The sequence below is a fragment of the Nocardia iowensis genome (assembly GCF_019222765.1).
GTDB lineage: Bacteria > Actinomycetota > Actinomycetes > Mycobacteriales > Mycobacteriaceae > Nocardia > Nocardia iowensis.
This window is the reverse complement of the sequence record NZ_CP078145.1, coordinates 7,108,172-7,127,074: the sequence shown is the minus strand read 5'-3', so window position 1 is coordinate 7,127,074 and position 18,903 is coordinate 7,108,172. Positions and strand designations below refer to the sequence as shown.

18 protein-coding genes are annotated in these 18,903 nt (G+C 66.1%); 11 read left to right on the top strand and 7 right to left on the bottom strand.

Translation table 11 applies throughout. From position 1 onward, the window contains the following. The first annotated feature begins 83 nt into the window (after positions 1-83). Positions 84-2,201 (top strand): prolyl oligopeptidase family serine peptidase, encoded by a 2,118-nt coding sequence (locus tag KV110_RS32760; RefSeq protein WP_218471029.1) that lies wholly within the window; start codon positions 84-86, stop codon positions 2,199-2,201. A gap of 41 nt (positions 2,202-2,242) precedes the next feature. Here KV110_RS32760 and KV110_RS32755 read toward each other — a convergent pair whose 3' ends face one another. Beyond that, positions 2,243-2,869 carry an SAM-dependent methyltransferase gene (locus KV110_RS32755; RefSeq protein ID WP_218471028.1) on the bottom strand — a complete coding sequence of 209 codons (627 nt, stop codon included), beginning with the start codon at positions 2,867-2,869 and terminating at the stop codon, positions 2,243-2,245. Continuing rightward, the gene (locus KV110_RS32750) at positions 2,866-3,618 is read right to left on the bottom strand and encodes a PIG-L deacetylase family protein (protein ID WP_218471027.1); all 753 of its coding nucleotides are present in this window, start codon (positions 3,616-3,618) and stop codon (positions 2,866-2,868) included. Before KV110_RS32750 ends, KV110_RS32755 begins: the two co-directional genes overlap by 4 nt. 229 nt (positions 3,619-3,847) lie before the next feature. Between KV110_RS32750 and KV110_RS32745 the strand changes: the two genes are divergently transcribed. The 5 genes from KV110_RS32745 (at position 3,848) to KV110_RS32725 (ending at position 9,335) form a co-directional block, all read left to right on the top strand. Further along, positions 3,848-4,120 (top strand): GlsB/YeaQ/YmgE family stress response membrane protein, encoded by a 273-nt coding sequence (locus KV110_RS32745; protein ID WP_218479190.1) that lies wholly within the window; start codon positions 3,848-3,850, stop codon positions 4,118-4,120. 63 nt (positions 4,121-4,183) lie between these two features. Beyond that, on the top strand, positions 4,184-5,905 hold the full coding sequence (locus tag KV110_RS32740; protein ID WP_218471026.1) for a thiamine pyrophosphate-dependent enzyme: 1,722 nt from the start codon (positions 4,184-4,186) through the stop codon (positions 5,903-5,905). Between the two features lie 214 nt (positions 5,906-6,119). Beyond that, positions 6,120-7,685 carry a peptide ABC transporter substrate-binding protein gene (locus KV110_RS32735; protein WP_218479189.1) on the top strand — a complete coding sequence of 522 codons (1,566 nt, stop codon included), beginning with the start codon at positions 6,120-6,122 and terminating at the stop codon, positions 7,683-7,685. A gap of 451 nt (positions 7,686-8,136) precedes the next feature. Then, positions 8,137-8,739, top strand: a complete 603-nt coding sequence (locus KV110_RS32730; RefSeq protein ID WP_218471025.1) for a ClpP family protease — start codon at positions 8,137-8,139, stop codon at positions 8,737-8,739. A gap of 2 nt (positions 8,740-8,741) precedes the next feature. Beyond that, complete coding sequence (locus KV110_RS32725; RefSeq protein WP_218471024.1) at positions 8,742-9,335, top strand: ClpP family protease; 594 nt, start codon at positions 8,742-8,744, stop codon at positions 9,333-9,335. Here KV110_RS32725 and KV110_RS32720 read toward each other — a convergent pair. Further along, positions 9,332-9,703 carry a helix-turn-helix domain-containing protein gene (locus KV110_RS32720; protein ID WP_218471023.1) on the bottom strand — a complete coding sequence of 124 codons (372 nt, stop codon included), beginning with the start codon at positions 9,701-9,703 and terminating at the stop codon, positions 9,332-9,334. The two genes, KV110_RS32725 and KV110_RS32720, sit on opposite strands and share 4 nt — an antisense overlap. A gap of 102 nt (positions 9,704-9,805) precedes the next feature. Further along, on the bottom strand, positions 9,806-10,216 hold the full coding sequence (locus tag KV110_RS32715) for a pyridoxamine 5'-phosphate oxidase family protein (protein ID WP_218471022.1): 411 nt from the start codon (positions 10,214-10,216) through the stop codon (positions 9,806-9,808). Between the two features lie 152 nt (positions 10,217-10,368). Here KV110_RS32715 and KV110_RS32710 point away from each other — a divergent pair, with 152 nt between their 5' ends. Both KV110_RS32710 and KV110_RS32705 read left to right on the top strand, forming a co-directional pair. Further along, a complete protein-coding gene (locus KV110_RS32710) occupies positions 10,369-10,719 on the top strand; it encodes a hypothetical protein (RefSeq protein ID WP_218471021.1) in 351 nt (116 codons plus the stop codon). 63 nt (positions 10,720-10,782) lie between these two features. Further along, positions 10,783-11,109, top strand: coding sequence for a plasmid stabilization protein (locus tag KV110_RS32705; RefSeq protein WP_218471020.1), 327 nt, complete (start codon positions 10,783-10,785; stop codon positions 11,107-11,109). Between the two features lie 9 nt (positions 11,110-11,118). Here KV110_RS32705 and KV110_RS32700 read toward each other — a convergent pair whose 3' ends face one another. Continuing rightward, a complete protein-coding gene (locus KV110_RS32700; protein WP_218471019.1) occupies positions 11,119-11,997 on the bottom strand; it encodes an NAD(P)-dependent oxidoreductase in 879 nt (292 codons plus the stop codon). A 63-nt stretch (positions 11,998-12,060) separates the two neighbouring features. On the opposite strand from KV110_RS32700, the gene KV110_RS32695 reads away from it, so the two are divergent. From KV110_RS32695 to KV110_RS32685, 3 genes are all read left to right on the top strand, one after another. Further along, complete coding sequence (locus tag KV110_RS32695; protein WP_218471018.1) at positions 12,061-12,465, top strand: MerR family transcriptional regulator; 405 nt, start codon at positions 12,061-12,063, stop codon at positions 12,463-12,465. A gap of 365 nt (positions 12,466-12,830) precedes the next feature. Then, positions 12,831-13,730 (top strand): EamA family transporter, encoded by a 900-nt coding sequence (locus tag KV110_RS32690; RefSeq protein ID WP_246634133.1) that lies wholly within the window; start codon positions 12,831-12,833, stop codon positions 13,728-13,730. Positions 13,731-14,094: 364 nt separating this feature from the next. Beyond that, positions 14,095-15,243 carry an Rv3169 family protein gene (locus KV110_RS32685; protein WP_218471017.1) on the top strand — a complete coding sequence of 383 codons (1,149 nt, stop codon included), beginning with the start codon at positions 14,095-14,097 and terminating at the stop codon, positions 15,241-15,243. 90 nt (positions 15,244-15,333) lie between these two features. Here the strand turns inward: KV110_RS32685 and KV110_RS32680 are convergent, their stop codons facing one another. Beyond that, entirely contained in the window at positions 15,334-15,612 is a 279-nt protein-coding gene (locus tag KV110_RS32680) for a glutaredoxin family protein (RefSeq protein WP_218471016.1), read from the bottom strand. 268 nt (positions 15,613-15,880) lie between these two features. Next, a complete protein-coding gene (locus KV110_RS32675; protein WP_218471015.1) occupies positions 15,881-18,901 on the bottom strand; it encodes an ATP-binding protein in 3,021 nt (1,006 codons plus the stop codon). Positions 18,902-18,903: the final 2 nt, after the last annotated feature.

Here is an 18,903-nt window from a genome sequence, read left to right as displayed (position 1 = left end):
TCGCGGTGGCCACCTGGGACGTTTCGGTAGGCTTCCGGTGACGGCTCGATCGATGCGACGACGTGTTGTTCCGAGGGGGATACATGAGCGGTGTTGGCGTGCGTGGCTGGTGGCGAGCCGGGGCGGTGGCGCTCGCCGCGGTGATGATCGCGGCATGCGGGCACGAGGCGGCTCAGGACGATCCGTTCCAGTGGCTCGAGGAACTCGACAGTCCACGAGCCAAAGCGTGGGTCGCCGCGGAGAACGACAAGACGCTCCGCGTCCTGGAGCAGGATCCTCGGTATGCCGACAACCTGGCCGCGGCCAAGGAACTCGGGAACGCGCCCGATCGCATCCCCATGCCGAGGTTCGCCAACGGCGCGATCGAGAACTTCTGGCAAGGTCCAGACCACCCGCGCGGGATCTGGCGGACCACCTCGGTCGCCGATTACGAGTCGCCACAACCGAATTGGTCCAAGCTGCTGGACCTGGACGCGTTGGCGGAGGCCGAGCAGAAGAATTGGGTCTGGAAGGGCGTCGACTGCGATCCGGTCACCCGGAAGCGGTGCCTGGTCTCCCTGTCGGAAGGCGGCGAGGACGCCGTGACGCTGCGCGAATTCGACGTGGCCACCAAGGAATTCGTGACCGACGGGTTCGTTCTTCCGCGCAGTAAGCAGAGCGTCGCCTGGGTGGACGACAACACGGTGCTGGTATCGCGGGAGTGGCAGTCGGGGGAGACGACGACCTCGGGTTACCCGTTCATCGTCAAGCAGGTGCGGCGCGGCCAACCACTCACGGAAGCAGTGGAAATCACCCGCGGCGACAAGTCGGACGGTCTCGGCACCCAACCGCTGCTGCTGGAGGACGGAAAAGCACTCAGGCTGAACGTCGTGCAGCGCGGCCCTTCCTTCTTCGAACGTCAATTCAGCCTGCTCACCGGGTCCGGCACGGCCAGGCTGGAATTGCCGCCGAAGTCGGATCTGGCGGGTCTCGTCGGTAACCACCTCTTGGTGTCGCTCCGGCAGGACTGGACCACCGAGGGCGCGACATTCCGCGCTGGATCACTGGTTTCGCTGAACGCCGACGAGGTGATCAAGAATCCGCAACGGCTGCGCGCCACCCCCATCTACCTGCCCGGCCCCACGGAGACCCTGGAGGGTGTGCTGGCGACCCGCGATCGGATCGTCGTCACCTCCCTGAACGACGTGCGCGGACGCGCCACCGTCTACACCCCGCAGCCGGACGGTTCCTGGTCGGGTGCGCCGGTGCCGTTGCCGGACAATGCCACCATCGACACCGTGGACGCCGATCCGCAGGGCAGCGTCGCCTACCTGTCGGTCACTTCGTTTCTGGAACCGACCACTCTCTGGAGCCTGGACACCGGCACCGGCCGCGTGCAGCCGGTGAAAACCACGCCGCCACGGTTCGATTCGTCCCGGTACGTAGTAGAGCAGCACAAGGCGGCATCACCCGACGGCACCCAGGTGCCGTACTTCATCGTGCACGCCGCGGACATGAAACTCGACGGCACCACCCCGACGATCCTGCATGCCTACGGCGGCTTCGGCCTGTCCCAAACGCCCAGCTACGACGGCCTGCTCGGCAGGCGGTGGCTGGAGCGCGGCGGCGCTTTCGTCGTGGCGAATATTCGCGGGGGTGGCGAATTCGGCCCGGCCTGGCACGAGGCCGCACTCACTACCAACCGGCAACGCGCCTTCGATGATTTCGCCGCTGTCGGTAAGGATCTGATCGCCCGTGACATCACCACGCCGCAGCGTCTCGGCATCCTCGGCGGCTCGAACGGCGGCCTGCTGATGGGCGTCGAACTCACGCAACATCCGGAGCTGTGGAACGCGGTCGGCATCCAGGTGCCGCTGCTCGACATGATGCGCTACGAGCAGATTGCCGCGGGCGCGTCCTGGGTCGGTGAGTACGGCACCGTCGCGGACCCCGCCCAGCGCGCCTTCCTCGAATCCATTTCGCCCTACCGGCAATTGCGGTCGGGAGTGCCGTACCCGGAACCGTTCATCTGGACTTCCACCAAGGACGACCGGGTCGGCCCGCAGCATGCCCGCAAGTTCGCGGCTCGCCTAGCCGAACTCGGCACCCCGTATCTCTTCTACGAGGCCGACCAAGGCGGCCATGGGTCCGGTACCAATATCGACGAAAAGGCCCGGACCAGTGCCCTCGAATACACCTACTTCATGCGCAGACTCATGTGAGAACCGAGGGCTGAGCAGTTGGCGGGCGGGCTCAGTCGAGGTCACTCGAGGTATTCGGCCTCGGCGAGCGGTTCGCGCTCGCCCGCTGTGAAGACATCGAGCAGCATGTCCTCGTCGTGGTAACCCGACAGCGTCGACAGGCCGGGGGTGGTGCGGGCGATCGCGTGGACGTGATCGCCGGATAACGGGTACTCGCGGACCTTTCGGCGCCAGTGCACGCAGAGCAGCGTGCCGCGAGGCTCGATGTGCTCGACGGCGTGCTCGAAAGCCTTACGCAGGCTTGCCGATTCGAGGCAGTAACAGACCTCGCTGAAGACGATCAGGTCGAAATGCTCGTCGGCCCATTCGTCACCGAGCCCCCAACGGTGGAATTCCACTGCGCCGCGCGCGGATTCGGGCAGTCGTTCGATCCGCTGGCTCGCCGCGTGTAGCGCCTGGGCGGCGGTATCGGTGCACACCAGGCGATCGCAGCGGGCGGTGAGTTCCGCGGCGAGCGCACCGGTCGAACAGCCGGGCTCGAATGCGCTGTGGTAGCGGGCCTGCGGTAGGGCCGCCATGGTGAGCGCTCGCTTGCGCTGCTCGTACCAGCGGGTGGTGAAGCCCCACGGATCCGTATCACGGGCGTACAGATCGTTGAAATAGCCTGCTGCCAAGCCGGTCTCGTTCATACGAAGAACGTTTCTGAGGCGCCGGTGAACCGGTCCAACGCCTCCGGCGGCAGGATCGGCTGGTCGGCGGGATCTTCCGACATCGGCAGGATCTGGCTGCGGAATTGCGCGATGGCGCGCAACTTGGCGTCGACCGCCGCGCCGGGCAATGTCAATGTCCGGGCGCGGCTGGCCGGGACGACAGGATGTTCGGGAGTTGCCCAGTGCCACATCCACACCGGGAACTCGAGCAGTCGGGTCGCGGTGCCCGCACAGGCCGCCGCGGCAGCCCGGCCGACGGCTTCGTGGTCGGGGTGACCGTCGCGCCGCCAGGTCGTCGCGCACCAGGCCCCGGTGTGGCCGCACTCGGTGAGGATGTCGCACAGTGCGGCGGTCACGGCCGCCTCGTCGGTGGCCACTCGGCCGTCCCGGAAGCCGAGCCGAATCGGTGCTTCGGCCCCCAATTCCTGGGCGGCCCGGCGTGATTCCGCCACCCGCACATCGGCGAGCTGGGTCGGCGAACAAGTCGGCGAGCCCGGATGGGAGGCTTCGCCGTCAGTCACCGTGACGACGGTAACCGGCAGGTCCCGCGAGCGGGCCAGCGCGATCAGTCCGCCGACACCGAGCACCTCGTCATCGGGATGTGGCGCGACGACGATCAGATGCCGCCAGCCGGTGAGGGAGAGTTCCGGGCGACGGTGGCGCCACCGGGTCCAGATGCGCTCGGGAGTTCCCCGTGCGACGAGATCGGTCAGCGGTTCGGCAACCATGAGAACTCCTTTTCCGCGTAGTCATGGCCCAAGATCGGCCAGATCCCGCTCCGCATGACCCTGGCGGAGATTGCTCATCTGGACCGGCTACCCGGCGGCGGACCGAACAAACGGACGGCGGGTTGCGATGTGGTTAACCTCGCGGCGCTGCTTGGGCTGCTCGGAGGCGGGTATGACCGCCGAAGCACGCACTTTCCGGCGTGCCATCGATCAACGTCAGGAGGACATCATGCTGGGTCTCGGGATCATCGGCTGGATCATCATCGGCGGTCTTGCGGGCTGGATTGCCAGCAAGATCATGAAGACGGACGCTCAGCAGGGCATTCTGCTGAATATCGTGGTGGGCATCGTCGGCGGTCTACTCGGTGGTTTCCTGCTGCGCCTGTTCGATGTCGACGTCGAGGGCGGCGGACTGTGGTTCAGCTTCTTCACCTGCCTCGGTGGTGCGGTGGTCCTGTTGTTCCTGGTCGGCCTGGTCACCGGTCGGCGAGTTTCCCGATGACTCCGGCCGGAGCTGGGCCGATCATGACACCCGGGGGGCGACTATGACGCGGAGGAGCCGAGAATGACCACAGTTGCGGAAATGATCGTCACCGCGCTCGCGGACGAGGGCGTCACCCATGTCTGGGGTGTCGTCGGCGACGCACTGAACCCGATCACCGATGCGATCCGCCGCGAGGATCGCATCGAGTGGATCGGCGTCCGCCACGAGGAGGTCGCCGCCTACGCCGCGGGCGCTCAGGCCCAGCTCACCGGCACCATCGGGGTGTGCATGGGCACCGTTGGCCCCGGCTCGATCCATCTGCTCGGCGGTCTCTACGACGCGAAGAAATCGCACGCGCCGGTGCTCGCGATCTGCGGTCAGGTGCCGACCTCGGAGATGGGCAGCGAGTACTTCCAGGAAGTCGACAACGACGCGGTCTTCCGTGACGTCGCGGAGTTCACCGCGACGGTGACCACTCCCGAACAGATGCCCCGCCTGCTCGAACAGGCCGTGAACGCGGCGATGTCCCGGCAGAGCGTCTCGGTGCTGACCATTCCGGGTGACATCGGCGGTCGGAAACTGGACAACGACGTGCGGCCCCGGTTCGTCGCGCGGGACCGCACGATCGTTCCCGGCTCGACCGAGATCGCGCAGGCCGCGGCGACGCTCAACAAGGCGGAGAAGGTCTCGCTGCTCGTCGGCATCGGGGCCAGGGAAGCGCGGGAGGAGGTATTGCGGCTGGCAGAGCAGCTTTCGGCGCCGATGGTGCTCACCATCAAGGCGAAGGAAGGACTCGAGGACGACAATCCGTACGCGGTCGGGCAGACCGGACTGATCGGGAACCCCGCCGCCAACTCGGCGCTCGAGGACTGCGATGTGCTGTTCATGGTCGGTACCGATTTCCCCTACCGCGACTGGTATCCCACCGGCAAGACCGTCATCCAACTCGACGCCCGCTTGGACCACATCGGTCGCCGCACACCGGTCGACGTCGCACTCGTCGGACACGCGGGCCCCTCGCTTCGCGAACTCCTCTCGAAGCTGGACGCCAAGAAGTCCGACAAGCATCTGAAGAAGGCGCAATCGGAGTACCAGCGCTGGACCGAAAACCAGCAGCGGCTGGCCGAGCCCAAGCACGATCGCAAGTTCCTCGGCCGAATCCGGCGCCACCTGGACAACCCGGACCAACTGATTCGCCCGGAAGCGGTTGCCGCCGCGGTGAACACGCATGCCGCCGATGACGCGATTTTCACCTCGGACACCGGTATGTCCACGGTGTGGCTGTCCCGTTTTCTCAGCCTGCGCGGCTCCCGCCGGTTGCTCGGCTCGTACAACTTCGGCTCCATGGCCAACGCCATGCCGCAGGCCCTCGGGGCCCAGATTCTCGACCGCGACCGCCAGGTGGTCGCGTTCTGCGGGGATGGCGGGCTGATGATGCTGCTCGGCGATCTGCGCACGGCGGTCACCTACGACCTGCCGGTCACGCTGGTGGTGTTCAACAACGGGCGGCTCGGCATGGTCAAACTCGAGCAGGAAGAGGGCGGCTTGCCCGAATTCGGCACCGTCCTCGACAACCCGGATCTGGCCGCCGTCGCGCACGCGATGGGTCTGGAGTCGCGGCGGGTGACCGATCCGGACGATCTCGATCAGGCGGTCGCGGACGCCTTCGCGCAACGCCGGCCGGTGCTGCTCGATGTCGTCACCAACCCCGATGAGATCTCGGTGCCCCCGAAACCCACCTTCGACCAGGCGTGGGGCTTCGCGATCGCCAAGGTGAAGGAGACGCTGGAGAGTCGGGCATAGCCGATCGCCGCCCGCGGTGGACGGCTGCGGGTCGGGTGATCGGTGGATCTCATGACAACCGTCGCCGGAATGGTTAGTGTCCGAGGACATTCCAAGGTGATCGGGTTTGGGGCACGGGGAGGTTGTTCGTGTTCCGGTGGGTCCCGGTGCCTGTTCGAAATCGGGAGAACGCGTGAGATTCACAAGAGCTGGTGCGCTGGTCGCGGCAGTGCTGATGGCCACAAGCCTCGGGCTGACCGCATGTTCGTCGGATGACGGTGCCGACGCCGACATCGTCACGGTCAATGGCGCTGAGCCGCAGAACCCGTTGGTGCCCACCAACACCAACGAGAACATGGGTGGCCGGGTTGTCGACCGGTTGTTCGCGGGTCTGAAGTACTACGACGCGAACGGCGTCGCGCACAACGAGCTGGCCGAGTCGATCGAGAGCACCGACCGGAAGAACTACAAGATCACCATCAAGCCGGACTGGAAGTTCTCCGACGGCACACCGGTGACGGCGAAGTCGTTCGTCGACGCCTGGAACTACGGTGCGCTCGCCACCAACGCGCAGTTGCAGAACTATGTGTTCGCGGCGATCATCGGGTTCGACGACGTGCAGGCGGAAAAGCCTGCGGTGCAGACGATGTCGGGGTTGAAGGTGGTCGATGACCGTACCTTCACCGTGGCGTTGAAGCAGCCATCGATCGACTTCGAGGTCGGCCTCGGATTCGCCCCGTTCTACCCGCTGCCCGAGGCGGCGTTCAAGGACATGAAGGCGTTCGGTGAGAACCCGATCGGCAACGGCCCCTACAAGTTCGCGCGCACGGGCGCGTGGGAGCACAACGTCAAGATCGATATGGTGCCCAACCCCGAGTACAAGGGTGGCCGTCCGGCCAAGAACAAGGGTCTGCGGTTCGTGATGTACCAGTCCTTCGAAACGGCCTACGCGGATCTACAGGCTGGCAACCTGGACGCTCTCGATGTCGTTCCGGAAAGCGCGATCGCGTCCTTCGAGCAGGATCTCGGCGATCGCGCGATCAAGAAGGCGATCGCGTACAAGCAGGCCCTCGGCATCCAGACCAACGTTGCGCACTTCAGCGGCGAAGAGGGAGTGCTGCGGCGCAAGGCGATCTCGATGGCGATCAACCGGGAGCAGATCTGCCAGAACATCTTCCACGGCACCAGGATTCCATCGCTCGACTTCACCGCGCGTACGCTGCCCGGGTATCGGGATGACCTGCCCGGCAATGAGCTGCTGAAGTACAACCCGGCGGAGGCCAAGAAGCTGTGGGCCCAGGCCGACGCCATCTCCCCGTGGTCGGGTCGTTACGAGATCGCCTACAACTCCGACGGCGGCCATCAGGGCTGGGTCGAGGCCACGGCGAACAGCATCAAGAACACGCTGGGTATCGACGCCGTCGGCGCACCGGTTCCGACGTTCAAGACCATCAGGGACGCGATCACCAACAAGACGATCGGCAAGGCGTTCCGGCACGGCTGGCAGGGTGACTACCCGACGATGCTGCAGTTCCTGACCTCGCAGTATTACAGCTTCTCCGGAACCAACAGTGTCACCTACGACAGCAAAGAGTTCGACGGCCTGCTGAATGCCGCGCTGGCCGCGTCGAGCTTGGAGGAGTCCTACAAGATCGTGGCACAGGCGCAGACCCTGCTGTTCAAGGACATGGCCGATATCCCCATGTTCGACTACGTCGCCGCGGCGGGCCGGTCGGACCGGGTGAAGAAGGCCGAACTCCCCTGGAGCGGCCTGTTCGACTTCGAGGGTATCGAGAAGTAGTGCGCTGACCTGACGGTCTCGAGCGCACCAGGCCCGCTGACGCGGAATGCGTCGGCGGGCCTTCTGCTGTGCGCGGATACTGGTGGCATGCAGGTCTCGGTGCGCGATCGAGCCAGAGGATTACCCGGCGGTTCGCCGCCTGTTGACCGAAAGATGGGGCGGTACAAGGATTCTCGCCCGTCGAACGGCACGAACTGGTGGACGCCGACGAACTGCCGGGGTTCCTCGCTCTTCGTTCCCGAGCATCACTCGTTCGATTTCTACGAACCCAGAAGCGGCACAGGGAAACTCGCCGAACCCGAGACGCTGGCCCGGGTGATCCCCGGCGTACCGCTCGGCGCCACGCGGGCCGCACTGGATTACGTCCGTGATCTCGCACAGGGCAGCCCGACGGGTCTGCTGTCGGCAGACACAGGGCCATCGGGCGGGTTTTCGGCGGTAGACCAGAGGCATGATCCAAACACCGCACTTGGACTATCGAAGCCAACTAGCCGATCGATTGTTCCGCCATCGGACGATCCAACTGACCGGTGAGGTCGATGACGCGATGGCCGAACGGGCCTGCACCGAACTGGTGCTGCTGGCCACCGAGGACGACAAGCGCGACATCGTCCTCTACATCAACTCGCCGGGCGGGTCGGTGCTGGCCGGGCTCGCCATCTACGACACGATGAAACTGATACCCAACGATGTGGTGACCGTCGCCGTCGGATTCGCCGCCAGCATGGGACAGGTGCTGCTCGCCTCGGGCACAAAGGGCAAGCGAATCAGCTTGGCGCACAGCAGGATCATGATGCACCAGCCGTCCGCGGGCATCGGCGGTACGGCCATGGACATCGCGATCCAGGCGGAAAACCTGGAATACATGAAGCTGCAGTCGGAGCAGATTCTCGCGGCGGAGACGGGCCACACGCTCGAGGAGATCTCCATCGACAGCGACCGTGACCGCTGGTTCACCCCGGAGCAGGCGCGTGACTACGGGATCGTGGACCGGATCGCCGACAATTTCGCCCAGATCGCGCCCTTCACCAACGCACACAGAGCGGGGTTGTGACCATGTCCCAGTACACCATTCCCCATGTCATCGAACGCACCCCGAACGGTGAGCGCTCCTTCGACGTGTTCAGCCGATTGCTCAACGATCGGATCATTTTTCTCGGCACCGAGATCGATGACGGCGTCGCCAACGTCGTGATGGCGCAGATGCTGCACCTGGAATCGGAGTCGCCGGATCGCGAGATCGGCCTGTACATCAATTCACCGGGTGGTTCGAACACCGCGATGCTCGCGATCTACGACACCATGCAATTCCTGCGCACGCCGGTCGAGACCTACTGCATGGGCCAGGCGGTCTCGGGCGCGGCCGTGCTGTTGGCGGCGGGCACGCCGGGGCGGCGGTACGTCCTTTCCCATTCGCGGGTGCTGCTGCATCAGCCGTCGGCGCAAGGTCAGGGCACCATCTCGGACCTGGCGCTGCAAGCGGCGGAGGTGATGCGGGTGCGGGCGGAGACCGAGGAGATCCTCAGCAAGCACACCGGTCAGGATGCGGCCCAGCTGCGCAAGGACACCAGCCGCGACCGGGTGTTCACCGCGCGGGAGGCGGTGGCGTACGGCCTGGCCGACGAACTGATCTTCACCCGGGACCGTTAGGCGGCCAGCAGTTCGACGCGCGCCTCGGAGACCGGGCGGCGGCTCAGCTGCCGCAAAGCGCCCAGTCTCCGAGCGCCCCGAAAAAGCAGCGACTCGATCGGCAATCCCAGCGCACCACAGATCGAATGCAGCATCTCCGAGGACGCTTCCTTGCGTCCCCGCTCGATCTCGGACAAATACTGTTTGGACATGCCGACCTCGTCCGCGACATCGGCCAGCGTGCGGTCCTGATCCCGTCGCTCGTCGCGCAGCACTTCGCCATAGACCGCGCGCAGCAGCGGCGACGCCACATCGACCCGATCCCGCGGGGGTTCGCTACGGCGGCGCGCATCGAGATCGACTACGACGCCATCCTCTTCTGCTGCCATACCGACGAGTCTTACACCTCGCGGATCCGATCCGGACGATGTTCACCCAGGGCAGACAACGACACCACCGTCACCGAAGCACAAGACATTTCGGGGCCGGGATCAGGCACTGTCGCTATCGATGTATTCGATGCCGGTGATGATGTCCGGATTGATCACGATCAGCTGATTGTCCAGAATGACGTCGGGTTGCATTCCGCGCTGATAGTGGGCGAGTTCCTGCGGCTCGGTGACGGTGTCGGCGACGCCGGTGATGATCACGCAGCGGCCGAGATGGGTTTGCAGATCAATGGTGTCGACCTCGTAGGCGACGACCTGTCTGTGCAGGGTGCGGATCATGGCCGGGTCTGCCGCGATCACAATGCAGCCATCGACGATCGTGTGATGGACAGGTCGAATCGTGGGTAAAGCATGCCGGGAGAACGCGATGCGGCCGAATCGAACGCTGCGGAGCAAGTCCAAGGAGTCCTCTACCGACAGCTCACGCGTCTCGCCTGCGCGGTGGGCGGGCATGCCTCCATCATTCCACCAGTTGCGGATCGTTTCGGGGCATGGACGCCGATGGCAAAAATTGGGTGCGAGTCCGTAAAATAAAAGCACTCCTTCGAGTCCGGAAGTGTGGCTCGGACGCGATGTCGAATCCCACCAACGACCAGGAGGAGGACATGGCAGACTCCGCGCGGCTCGGTTATACCGGCAGCCCGACACGCGTGCGCCTCCCGCACCGAACCGCCGATCCATCCCTCGAATCGCCCGGCAGCAGCACGCAGTTCGCCGAGGCCAGCGATCGCCTGGTCCGACACCTTTTCGACGTCGGCCTCCAGCTCCACCACGTACTCGACGCCCTCAGCCCGACCACCGAGCCCCTGGTCCGTGACACCATCACGCGCCTGGTCGACGACCTCGACATGCTGATCCGCGACACCGGCTTGGCCATGCTCGCCCTCGCCAGCGAACGCCAGGGCCCGTCACCGGCCGACGGCCAGGTCCGGCGGGCCCGCCTGCGCCGTCGTTGAGTTGAAAATCGAAGCTTGGTTTGCCGACCGATGCCTGGGTACTCGGTGCGCAGGAGGTGTGACATGCCGAAAGAGTGGAGCGACAAACGAGAACGGCAGTACGAGCACATCAAGGACTCGGCGCAGGACCGGGGCGCGAGTACGAAGCGGGCGAAAGAGATCGCCGCCCGCACCGTGAACAAGAACCGCGCCCAATCCGGCGAGTCCAAAACCGCGAGCCGGTCCTCGGTCCGCGACAAGTCTCCGCAGAGCCGAGGCGGGCAGCGTTCGGGCCGTAAAGGGCCGAAGGGGCCGACCCGCGACCAGCTCTACAACGAGGCTCGTCAGCGCGGCATCAAGGGGCGCTCGAAGATGAACAAGAGCCAACTCCAGAAGGCGCTGGGCAAATAAGGCCCGTCTTCATGCCTTGGCCCGCTTCTTGAAAATCTCGAAGACGGCCAGGTAGTTGTTGGCGCCGTAGCCCTCGGTGGTGGCTTGTTCGCCGAAGGCCTTCATCAGCCGCGGCAGGTCGGCGTGGATGCCTTGCTCCACGCTGGTGCGGGTGATGTGGTCGAGTGCGTTCAGATTCATCTCCATGGTGCCGTAGGTGCCGGGGTAGTTGGCCTTGTCCAGGTCGGGTGCCTGCTCGACCAGAGATGGGGTCACCACGAAGGGCAGGAACCAGCCCAGGGCGAGCTCGGCGAACGTTTCCGCGGAGACGTCCGCCGAGCTCGCCAGTGCTGCGGCGTGCAGGAAGCCGTTCATCGTGGCGTACATGAGGTCGAGCAATGCCGTGTTGTACAGGACGGCCAAGCCGGTGTCGGTGCCGAGGTAGCGGGGGTCGCCCAGGGTGGTGAGTGTCGCCTGGTGCTTGTCGAAGACGTCTCGGGAGCCGCTGTAGAGGAAGACGGATTCGGGATGGCCGACGAGGAAGGGCGGCACCATGATCGCGCCGTCCAAATAGTCGGCGCCGGCCTCCGTCGCCCACTTGGCTGCCGCGCGCGCCTCGGCTGGGGTGCCGGAGTTCAGATTGATCAGCACGCTGCCGTGCAGGGCATCGGTGTCGAAGATTCGGTAGATGGTGTCATAGTCCTTGAGGCACAAGACCGTAACTTCGCTGGTGGATAGCGCTTCGGTGATATCGGCCGCGCGGTGGGCGCCCTGCGCGACCAAGGCGTCGGCCTTCTCCGGTGTTCGATTCCATACCGTCAGCGAATGTCCCTGCCGGAGTAGCGTTTCGGCGAGAGCGGTGCCCATCGGTCCGAGGCCGACGACGGTGACGGAGCTGGTTGTTGTCATAGGGTGACGCTAAAGTCTCACATAATGTGAGACTCAACCTCGGGACTGTGTGGTGATGGACACGTGCGTATCGGAGACTTATCCGGGCGAACCGGCGTCAGCGTCCGGCTGTTGCGCTATTACGAGGAACAGCAGCTGCTGAAGCCGGAGCGTCGGCCGAGCGGGTATCGCGAATACCGCGAGCAGGATGCGCAAACTGTGCAACACATCCGCACGTTGTTGGCGGCTGGACTTGGCACCCAGACGATCGCCGAACTGCTGCCGTGCATGGTCGATACCGGTCAGGGGCTGGCGCCAGCTTGCCCCGACATGCTGCCCGATTTGTACCGGGAGCATGACCGGATGGGGCGTGCGATAGCGGATCTCGAAGCTGCCCGGGCCACGTTGGAGCGGATTATCGCGGCGACGCCGCCCGATGAAGTTCGGTCGGACGGTTGTGTGGAGGTTGAAGCCGCGCCTGCGGAGTGAGCTGCTTGTGGCTGGCCGGAGCCGGAAACGTCTACCCACCAACGCTTTTCGAGTAGTGGGTCAGCCTGCCTCGGTGGGCTGGTTCAATCTGAACGGGGGCGTTGGCCGGTTCCCCGTTTGGGGGCGCATCGTCCGTGCGGTGGTGGGCCCGGCCAAGGGTGCGCGCTGACTGCCGCGCAGGTCTTGTCTTGCTGCGCGCGGAATTGCTGGATAGGACGGCGCGTTGAGCTAATTCGTGCGTGCATCCGAACGGGGGCGATTCCTGTCGTGGGGGAATCCAGGCTCGGTGACTGGGTTGGGCGCGGTTCCTGTCGTGGGGGCGTGATTGTCTGGGGTGGATTTCGAGTGGGACGGAGGGTTCAGCGGTGGTAGCGATCGATGTCGAACGGTCGGTGCGTGGGGGCAGGGCTCGGGTGGCTTGGCGGGCCGTCGCGGAGCGCGGGCTCGGTGGGGTGCCGCCTACGGCGTTGGTGCTGGCGGGGATTGTCAGCGTGCAGGTGGGGGCGGCGCTGGCGAAGCAGTTGTTTTCGGCGACCGGGGCGGCAGGGGCGGTCAGCTTGCGGTTGGTGTTCGCGGGGGTTGTGCTGCTGGTGTTCTGGCGGTCCGCGTTGCGGATCGGGCGGCGCGCGGTGCCCGTGGTGCTGGCGTACGGCGCGGTGCTCGCCTTGATGAATCTGTCGTTCTATGAGGCGATCGACCGGATTCCGCTCGGGATGGCGGTGACGATCGAATTCCTCGGTCCGCTCGCGGTGGCGTTGGCCGGATCGCGGCGCTGGATCGACCCGGTGTGGGCGGTGCTGGCCGGCGGCGGGGTGGTGCTGCTGACCCAGGCCGACGGCAACGTGGAATGGGTCGGGGTGTTGCTCGCGCTGGCGGCGGGAGCATTGTGGGCGGCGTACATCCTGTTGAGCGCGGCTCTCGGTGAGCAGACCGCCGGTGGCGGTGGACTCGCGCTCGCCATGGCATTCGGCGGCGTGCTGATGGCGCCGGTCGGCATCATCGACGCAGGCGTTTCCCTCCTCGACCCCGCCGTCCTCGCCGTGGGATTCGGCGTAGCGATGCTGTCATCAGTACTCCCGTACTCGGTCGAACTCGAAGCACTGCGCCGAATCCCACCCCGGGGTATTCGGCGTCCTGATGAGCCTCGAACCCGCCGTCGCAGCCCTCGCCGGCCTCCTCGTCCTCGGCCAATTCATGAATATCCCCCAATGGGCAGGCGTCATCTGCGTGGTAGCCGCCTCCGCGGGCGCCACACGCACAGCTGAGAAAGGTTGACGCCAGGAGTCTTCCGGCTCCCACTCGGCGTCGCCTGTGTGATGCCGATGTCGCACGTGCCACCCGGCTGAGAAACGTGGAGCGGCGGACGCTTTCCGTCAGCCTCCGAGGACATCTGGATGGTGGTTGCCGCAGCTGCTACGTGCGCAGCTGAGAAAGGCTGACGGCTGGCGGCTTTCGCCTCGGCTGGCTCCGTCCGCGTTGGTGCGGGACGGGCATGCCGTGCACCTGTCGTGGTGGCCGTGTACCAGGTGTGCGGCTGCCACAAGCGGTTTGCGGGGTCGAGACGGGTGGCTGTCCGGTGGGCGGGATCGGGGGTCGACGGGTGGGGGTGGGAGGTGTTACGACGGCGGGGTGAATTCGATTGGGCCGCTCGGGGCTGCCGACGAAGGCTTCAACCATCAGATTGTGGATACCGTCGCCACGGTTGGTACGAGTGATCTGGCGTGGGCGGAGAAGGTGTGTGCGATGGCTTGTGCGCCGGATGGGGCGGTGCAGCTGGGGTTCGGGTTGGGGCAGTACAAGAATCGCAATGTGCTGGACGGGTATGCGGGGGTTTCGCGGGGAGTGGAGCAGGTGACGGTGCGGGGGAGTCGGACGTTGGCGCCGACGCCGGAGTCGATGTCGGTGGGGCCGATCCATTACGAGATCGTGGAGCCGCTGCGCAAGATTCGGTTCCGGCTGGCGGAAAACGACTGCCAGCCGGTGGCTTTCGATTGGCTCTTCGAGGCGGTGCTGCCCGCGCAACTGGAGGATCGGACGCACCTGCGGCGCGGGTATCGGGTGATGTCGGATCTGGTGCGCTACCACCAGATCGGTACCGCGTCCGGGTGGGTCAGTATCGACGGGGTACGCACCACGTTCGAGGATTGGGTGTCGACCAGGGACCACTCGTGGGGTGTGCGATACGACGTCGGGGTGCCGGTCGGTGATGTGGAGTCGATGGATCTGCCGCCGGAGGTTTCGTTCCGAATGATCTGGGCGCCGATCCTGATGACTCGAGCGGACGGGTCACGGTACGGACTGCACCTGCACTACCAAATCATCCAGCTGGACGGGTTTTTCAGTAAAACGGTGATGGGTGGGGTGGAGCACGCGGACGGTCGGTTCGAGAAGTGGAAGGACTTGGTGCCCGACCTGTCCTTCGACCCGGACAACCGACGGCTGCGCGGCGGCGAAATACGCGCCACCACCGAGGACGGTACCGAGCGGGTACTGACGCTGGAGACATTGTCGGACACCGGGTTTCACCTCGGCGCCGGACTCTATTTCGGTTTCGAGGGCAGACATCACGGATCATGGCTCGGGCCGGGTCTACATGTGGACGGTGAGCGGATCGCGGACTGCTCCACCTACGAATCCGCCCGCCGCCTACACCAGATCCGCGACACCGTGGTCCGGGTTACCGATTCCACCGGCGCGACCGGCATCGGTAACTGTCAGCCGATCATCACCGGCGGCGACGAATCCCTCGGTCTGACAAAGGAATCGTCGTTCCTGTGAATCCGTGACCTGGGCTGAGTACCGGGAGATAGACCGGCGGTGGGCACCCGCTAGAGGCGCAACAACCTCGCCGTTGAACGCCAAGCGCCGCTATGTCGTGCGGGGAGGTCCGGCAAGCGCGGAGCGGATCTGATCAACGCTCGGATTCACCAGTTCATGCCCGTTCGCGAGCACGGTCGGGGTGATCTCGTCCCCACCGGTGATCGCCCGAACCTCGGCAGCGGCGGCCGGATCGCGGGTGATGTCGACCTTGCGGAAAGGGATGCCCGCCAGGCGAAGCCGGACGCCGAGGCGCTGGCAATACGGGCACCAGCGACGCCAGTAGATGGTGATCGGCGCGGTGGTATCGGACGGGCCGGAATCGGTCATCGTGAGTCCCTGATGCGCTCGTCGGTCGCGGGGTGTAGCGCCCCGTGGGTATGCGTTCGAGCGTATACCCGGGCTTCGGTGCTTGCGGCCCTCGCCGTGCTCGAATCCGTCAGGCAGCCGGTGGGCCGCATGTACAGCGGACACCGCGCCATCACGGCTGGCCGCGACCATGGACCAGAGCTGGCTGCACTCGGGTCAAGGGCCGCGCGGCGGATATTACGGCCGCTTCCGCCTTGGTTGCGCTGCCGAGGACCGGGTCGGCGCGGCTCTACTTCTGCGAATACTCCTGAAGCGCATGCGAGCGCAGGAACTCCATTGCCGCAGTTGGTGTCAGGGCGGCAGTGCTGTCGAATGCCGCGGCGAAGGCATCCGCGCCGAGCAGTTCCCTGGCGCGGTCGGCGGGTGCGAGCAGATTGTCGTAGCCGCGGCGGTCCTCGGTGCCGAGCAGGGCGGCCGCGACGCCGACCAACAGGGCCGCCATGGTCGGCGCACCGATGTGCACGGCGAGCGCGGCGGACAGCTGAGCAAGCCCGGCAAGGTCGTCGGGGCGGACTCCGTCGATGTCGGCGGTGCCGAGCAGGCGGCGGACCGCGCGCACATCGTCGTCCAGCACCGCGGTTATCCCCCGGAATACCGTGCACCACAGGCGGGTTCGCGCACCGAACGGTGTGTGGGCGAGCCCCTTGTCGACGCGATCCAGTTCGAGCAGCGCCGCCCGCCGATCACCCTGGCGCATCAGGAGTTCAGCGCACGCGAGCCCTACATACGCGACGGTGTGCGGCTCTCCGGCGTCGTCGGCGCGCTGTTGCGCGCGAGTCAACGTGCTGTGCGCGCGGTCGAGTTCACCGAGCCGAGCGAGCGCCGTAGCCAGCTCGGCACCCGCCGCCGCGGCATCGCCTGCGCTACCGAACTGTTCGATCACCTCGGTGGCACGGGTGAGTGCGGCCACGGCGGCCTGGTGGTCACCGTGATGTAGTTGGTGTTCCGCGATCAGGCGCAGTGTCACCGAGAGGAGAAAACGGTCTCCCGCTTCCTCGAATTCCGTTCTCGCTTCGGCCAATTGATCGATGTGCGCGGTGGACAGCAGCAGCGTCACGCCGCGTTCCCAGCCCGATAGTGCGGAATGGTCAGGCCGCTGCGCGACACTGCGATTCTCCAGAAAGGCCGGTGCCACAAGCAATACGGTCCGGCCAGGCGAGTCGGCTGTGCCGAGTTGAATGCCTGCGGCAACTGCCAGTTGACCGTCCTCGATCGACCCGCTTTCGTAGCTCGACAGTCCGGCGAGCACAGTCCGCACCGGACGTAGACCAACGGCCGCTTCGCCGGGGATTTCCAGCACCGTTCGCGTCCAGCGCAGCCGCTCGGTATGGATGCCACGCAGTGTCCAGTACCAGAACAATGCGGCGACCAGCCGGAGACCGAGGTCGGGATCGGCGGTATCGACGGCGAATCGCAATGCGGCCGAAAGGTTGTCGCGTTCGGCGTCGAGGCGGGCGAGCGCGGTCGACTGATTCGCGGTGCGTAGCTCTGCTTCGGCGGCTTCGGCGAGGCGCAGGAAGTAGCGCGCGTGCTCGGCACGGACGGTCTGCTCGCTACCGGACTCGGCCAGCCGTTCCAGCGCGTACGACCGGATCGTCTCCAGCATCCGATACCGCTCACCGTTGCGTTCGACCAGCGATTTGTCCACCAGATCGGCGAGGGTGTCCGGGTCGTCCATGGCGTCGAGCGTCGCGCCGGCGGGAAAGACCGCGAGCCACATCGCCAGTGCGCGTTCGGATTCCGTCAGCGGCGCCCAACTCCATTCGATGACCGCGCGCAAGGTGCGGTGCCGGGCATCGGCGGTCCGGCTGCCCCGCCCGAGCAGGGTGAACCGGTCATCGAGTTTGGCGGCGATCTGGCCGACCGAGAACGTGCGCAACCGGGCCGCCGCCAACTCGATCGCCAGCGGCAGTCCGTCGAGTCTGCGGCAGATTTCGACAACGTCGGCGGTGTTGTCCGCGCTGAGCGCGAAGTCGGGTCGCACCGCTTTCGCCCGTTCGACGAAAAGCCTTATAGCAGGGAATGTTTCGGGCGCTTGCGCGGTGCGTTCCGCCCAGGGGAGTGGGCCGATCTGGTGCAGGTGCTCGCCGCCGACCATCAGCGACTCGCGGCTGGTGGTGAGGATGTGCAACTCGGGGCAGGCGCCGAGCAGACGGTCCACCAGCTGCGCGACCGCTTCGACCAGGTGTTCACAGTTGTCCAGGACCAGCACGGCGCGCTGCCGCGCGAAGAACTCCGCCAACCGGTCGACCGGGTCACCGCTCGGCTGTTCCAGCAGGCCGACCTCGCGCACCCCGATCGTGGTGAGCACCGCGGATCCGACCTGGGCGGGATCGGTGACGGCGGCCAGCTCGACAAACCAGACCGCCCCGGACGCCCGCTCCGCCACTTCGACGGCGAGCCGCGTCTTACCCGCGCCACCGGGGCCGACGATGGTGATCAGCCGGGCGGTATCCACCCGGGCGGTCAGCTCGGCCACGTCGTCTTCACGCCCGACGAAGCTGGTGACCTGCGCACGCAGGTTCGTCCGGCGCTTCGGTCGCCGCGGTTCCTGGCGCAGGATCGCCAGGTGCAGTTCGGCCAGTTCCGGCGATGGGTCGACACCGAGCTCGTCGACGAGCCGTTCCTTGACCCGCTCGTAGGCGTCGAGGGCAGCAACGTGCCGACCGGCGGCGTACAACGCCCGAATCAGCAAGCCCTGCACCGGTTCCGCCAGCGGATGCGCTTCGGCCAGCGCCCGTACCTCGTCCAGTACGTCGTGCCCGGCGGCGACTTCGAGGCCCAGCCGCTGCTCGGTCGCCGCCAGGCGCACTTCGTCCAACCGCACCGCCGCGTCGGCCGCGAACCGCAACTCCTGTAAATCGCTCAGCGCCGGACCACGCCACAACGACTCGGCCTCCCGCAGCATGGCCAGGTCGCCGGACTCCCGCCCCGCGGCCGCCAATCGTTCGAACCGGATCAGATCGACGTCGACCGGATCGACAACCAGCCGATAGCCGGGTGCCCGACCCTCTACCCGTTCCGCCCCGATCGCCCGCCGCGCCCGCGACACCAACGCCTGCAGCGCGTTGGCGCCCTTCGCGGGCGGCTGCTCTTCCCAAATCGCGTCGATCAGTGTGTCCGCCGAAACAACCCGCCCCGCTTCCATGGCGAGCCGGGCCAGCAATGCCCGGACCCGAATCCCCGGGATCTCGACCGCCAGGTCCTCCACTCCCCGCACCTCGAACGACCCCAAAAGCAACACACGCACGC

What these genes read in the sequence shown, in the direction of transcription:
- KV110_RS32760 (WP_218471029.1), top strand. Translation starts at nt 84, where the DNA reads ATGAGCGGTGTTGGCGTGCGTGGCTGGTGGCGAGCCGGGGCGGTGGCG.
- KV110_RS32720 (WP_218471023.1), bottom strand. Translation starts at nt 9,703, where the DNA reads ATGGCAGCAGAAGAGGATGGCGTCGTAGTCGATCTCGATGCGCGCCGC.
- KV110_RS32680 (WP_218471016.1), bottom strand. Translation starts at nt 15,612, where the DNA reads ATGACCGATTCCGGCCCGTCCGATACCACCGCGCCGATCACCATCTAC.
- KV110_RS32740 (WP_218471026.1), top strand. Translation starts at nt 4,184, where the DNA reads ATGACCACAGTTGCGGAAATGATCGTCACCGCGCTCGCGGACGAGGGC.
- KV110_RS32705 (WP_218471020.1), top strand. Translation starts at nt 10,783, where the DNA reads ATGCCGAAAGAGTGGAGCGACAAACGAGAACGGCAGTACGAGCACATC.
- KV110_RS32710 (WP_218471021.1), top strand. Translation starts at nt 10,369, where the DNA reads ATGGCAGACTCCGCGCGGCTCGGTTATACCGGCAGCCCGACACGCGTG.
- KV110_RS32735 (WP_218479189.1), top strand. Translation starts at nt 6,120, where the DNA reads ATGGCCACAAGCCTCGGGCTGACCGCATGTTCGTCGGATGACGGTGCC.
- KV110_RS32725 (WP_218471024.1), top strand. Translation starts at nt 8,742, where the DNA reads ATGTCCCAGTACACCATTCCCCATGTCATCGAACGCACCCCGAACGGT.
- KV110_RS32745 (WP_218479190.1), top strand. Translation starts at nt 3,848, where the DNA reads ATGCTGGGTCTCGGGATCATCGGCTGGATCATCATCGGCGGTCTTGCG.
- KV110_RS32755 (WP_218471028.1), bottom strand. Translation starts at nt 2,869, where the DNA reads ATGAACGAGACCGGCTTGGCAGCAGGCTATTTCAACGATCTGTACGCC.
- KV110_RS32750 (WP_218471027.1), bottom strand. Translation starts at nt 3,618, where the DNA reads ATGGTTGCCGAACCGCTGACCGATCTCGTCGCACGGGGAACTCCCGAG.
- KV110_RS32715 (WP_218471022.1), bottom strand. Translation starts at nt 10,216, where the DNA reads ATGCCCGCCCACCGCGCAGGCGAGACGCGTGAGCTGTCGGTAGAGGAC.
- KV110_RS32730 (WP_218471025.1), top strand. Translation starts at nt 8,137, where the DNA reads ATGATCCAAACACCGCACTTGGACTATCGAAGCCAACTAGCCGATCGA.
- KV110_RS32700 (WP_218471019.1), bottom strand. Translation starts at nt 11,997, where the DNA reads ATGACAACAACCAGCTCCGTCACCGTCGTCGGCCTCGGACCGATGGGC.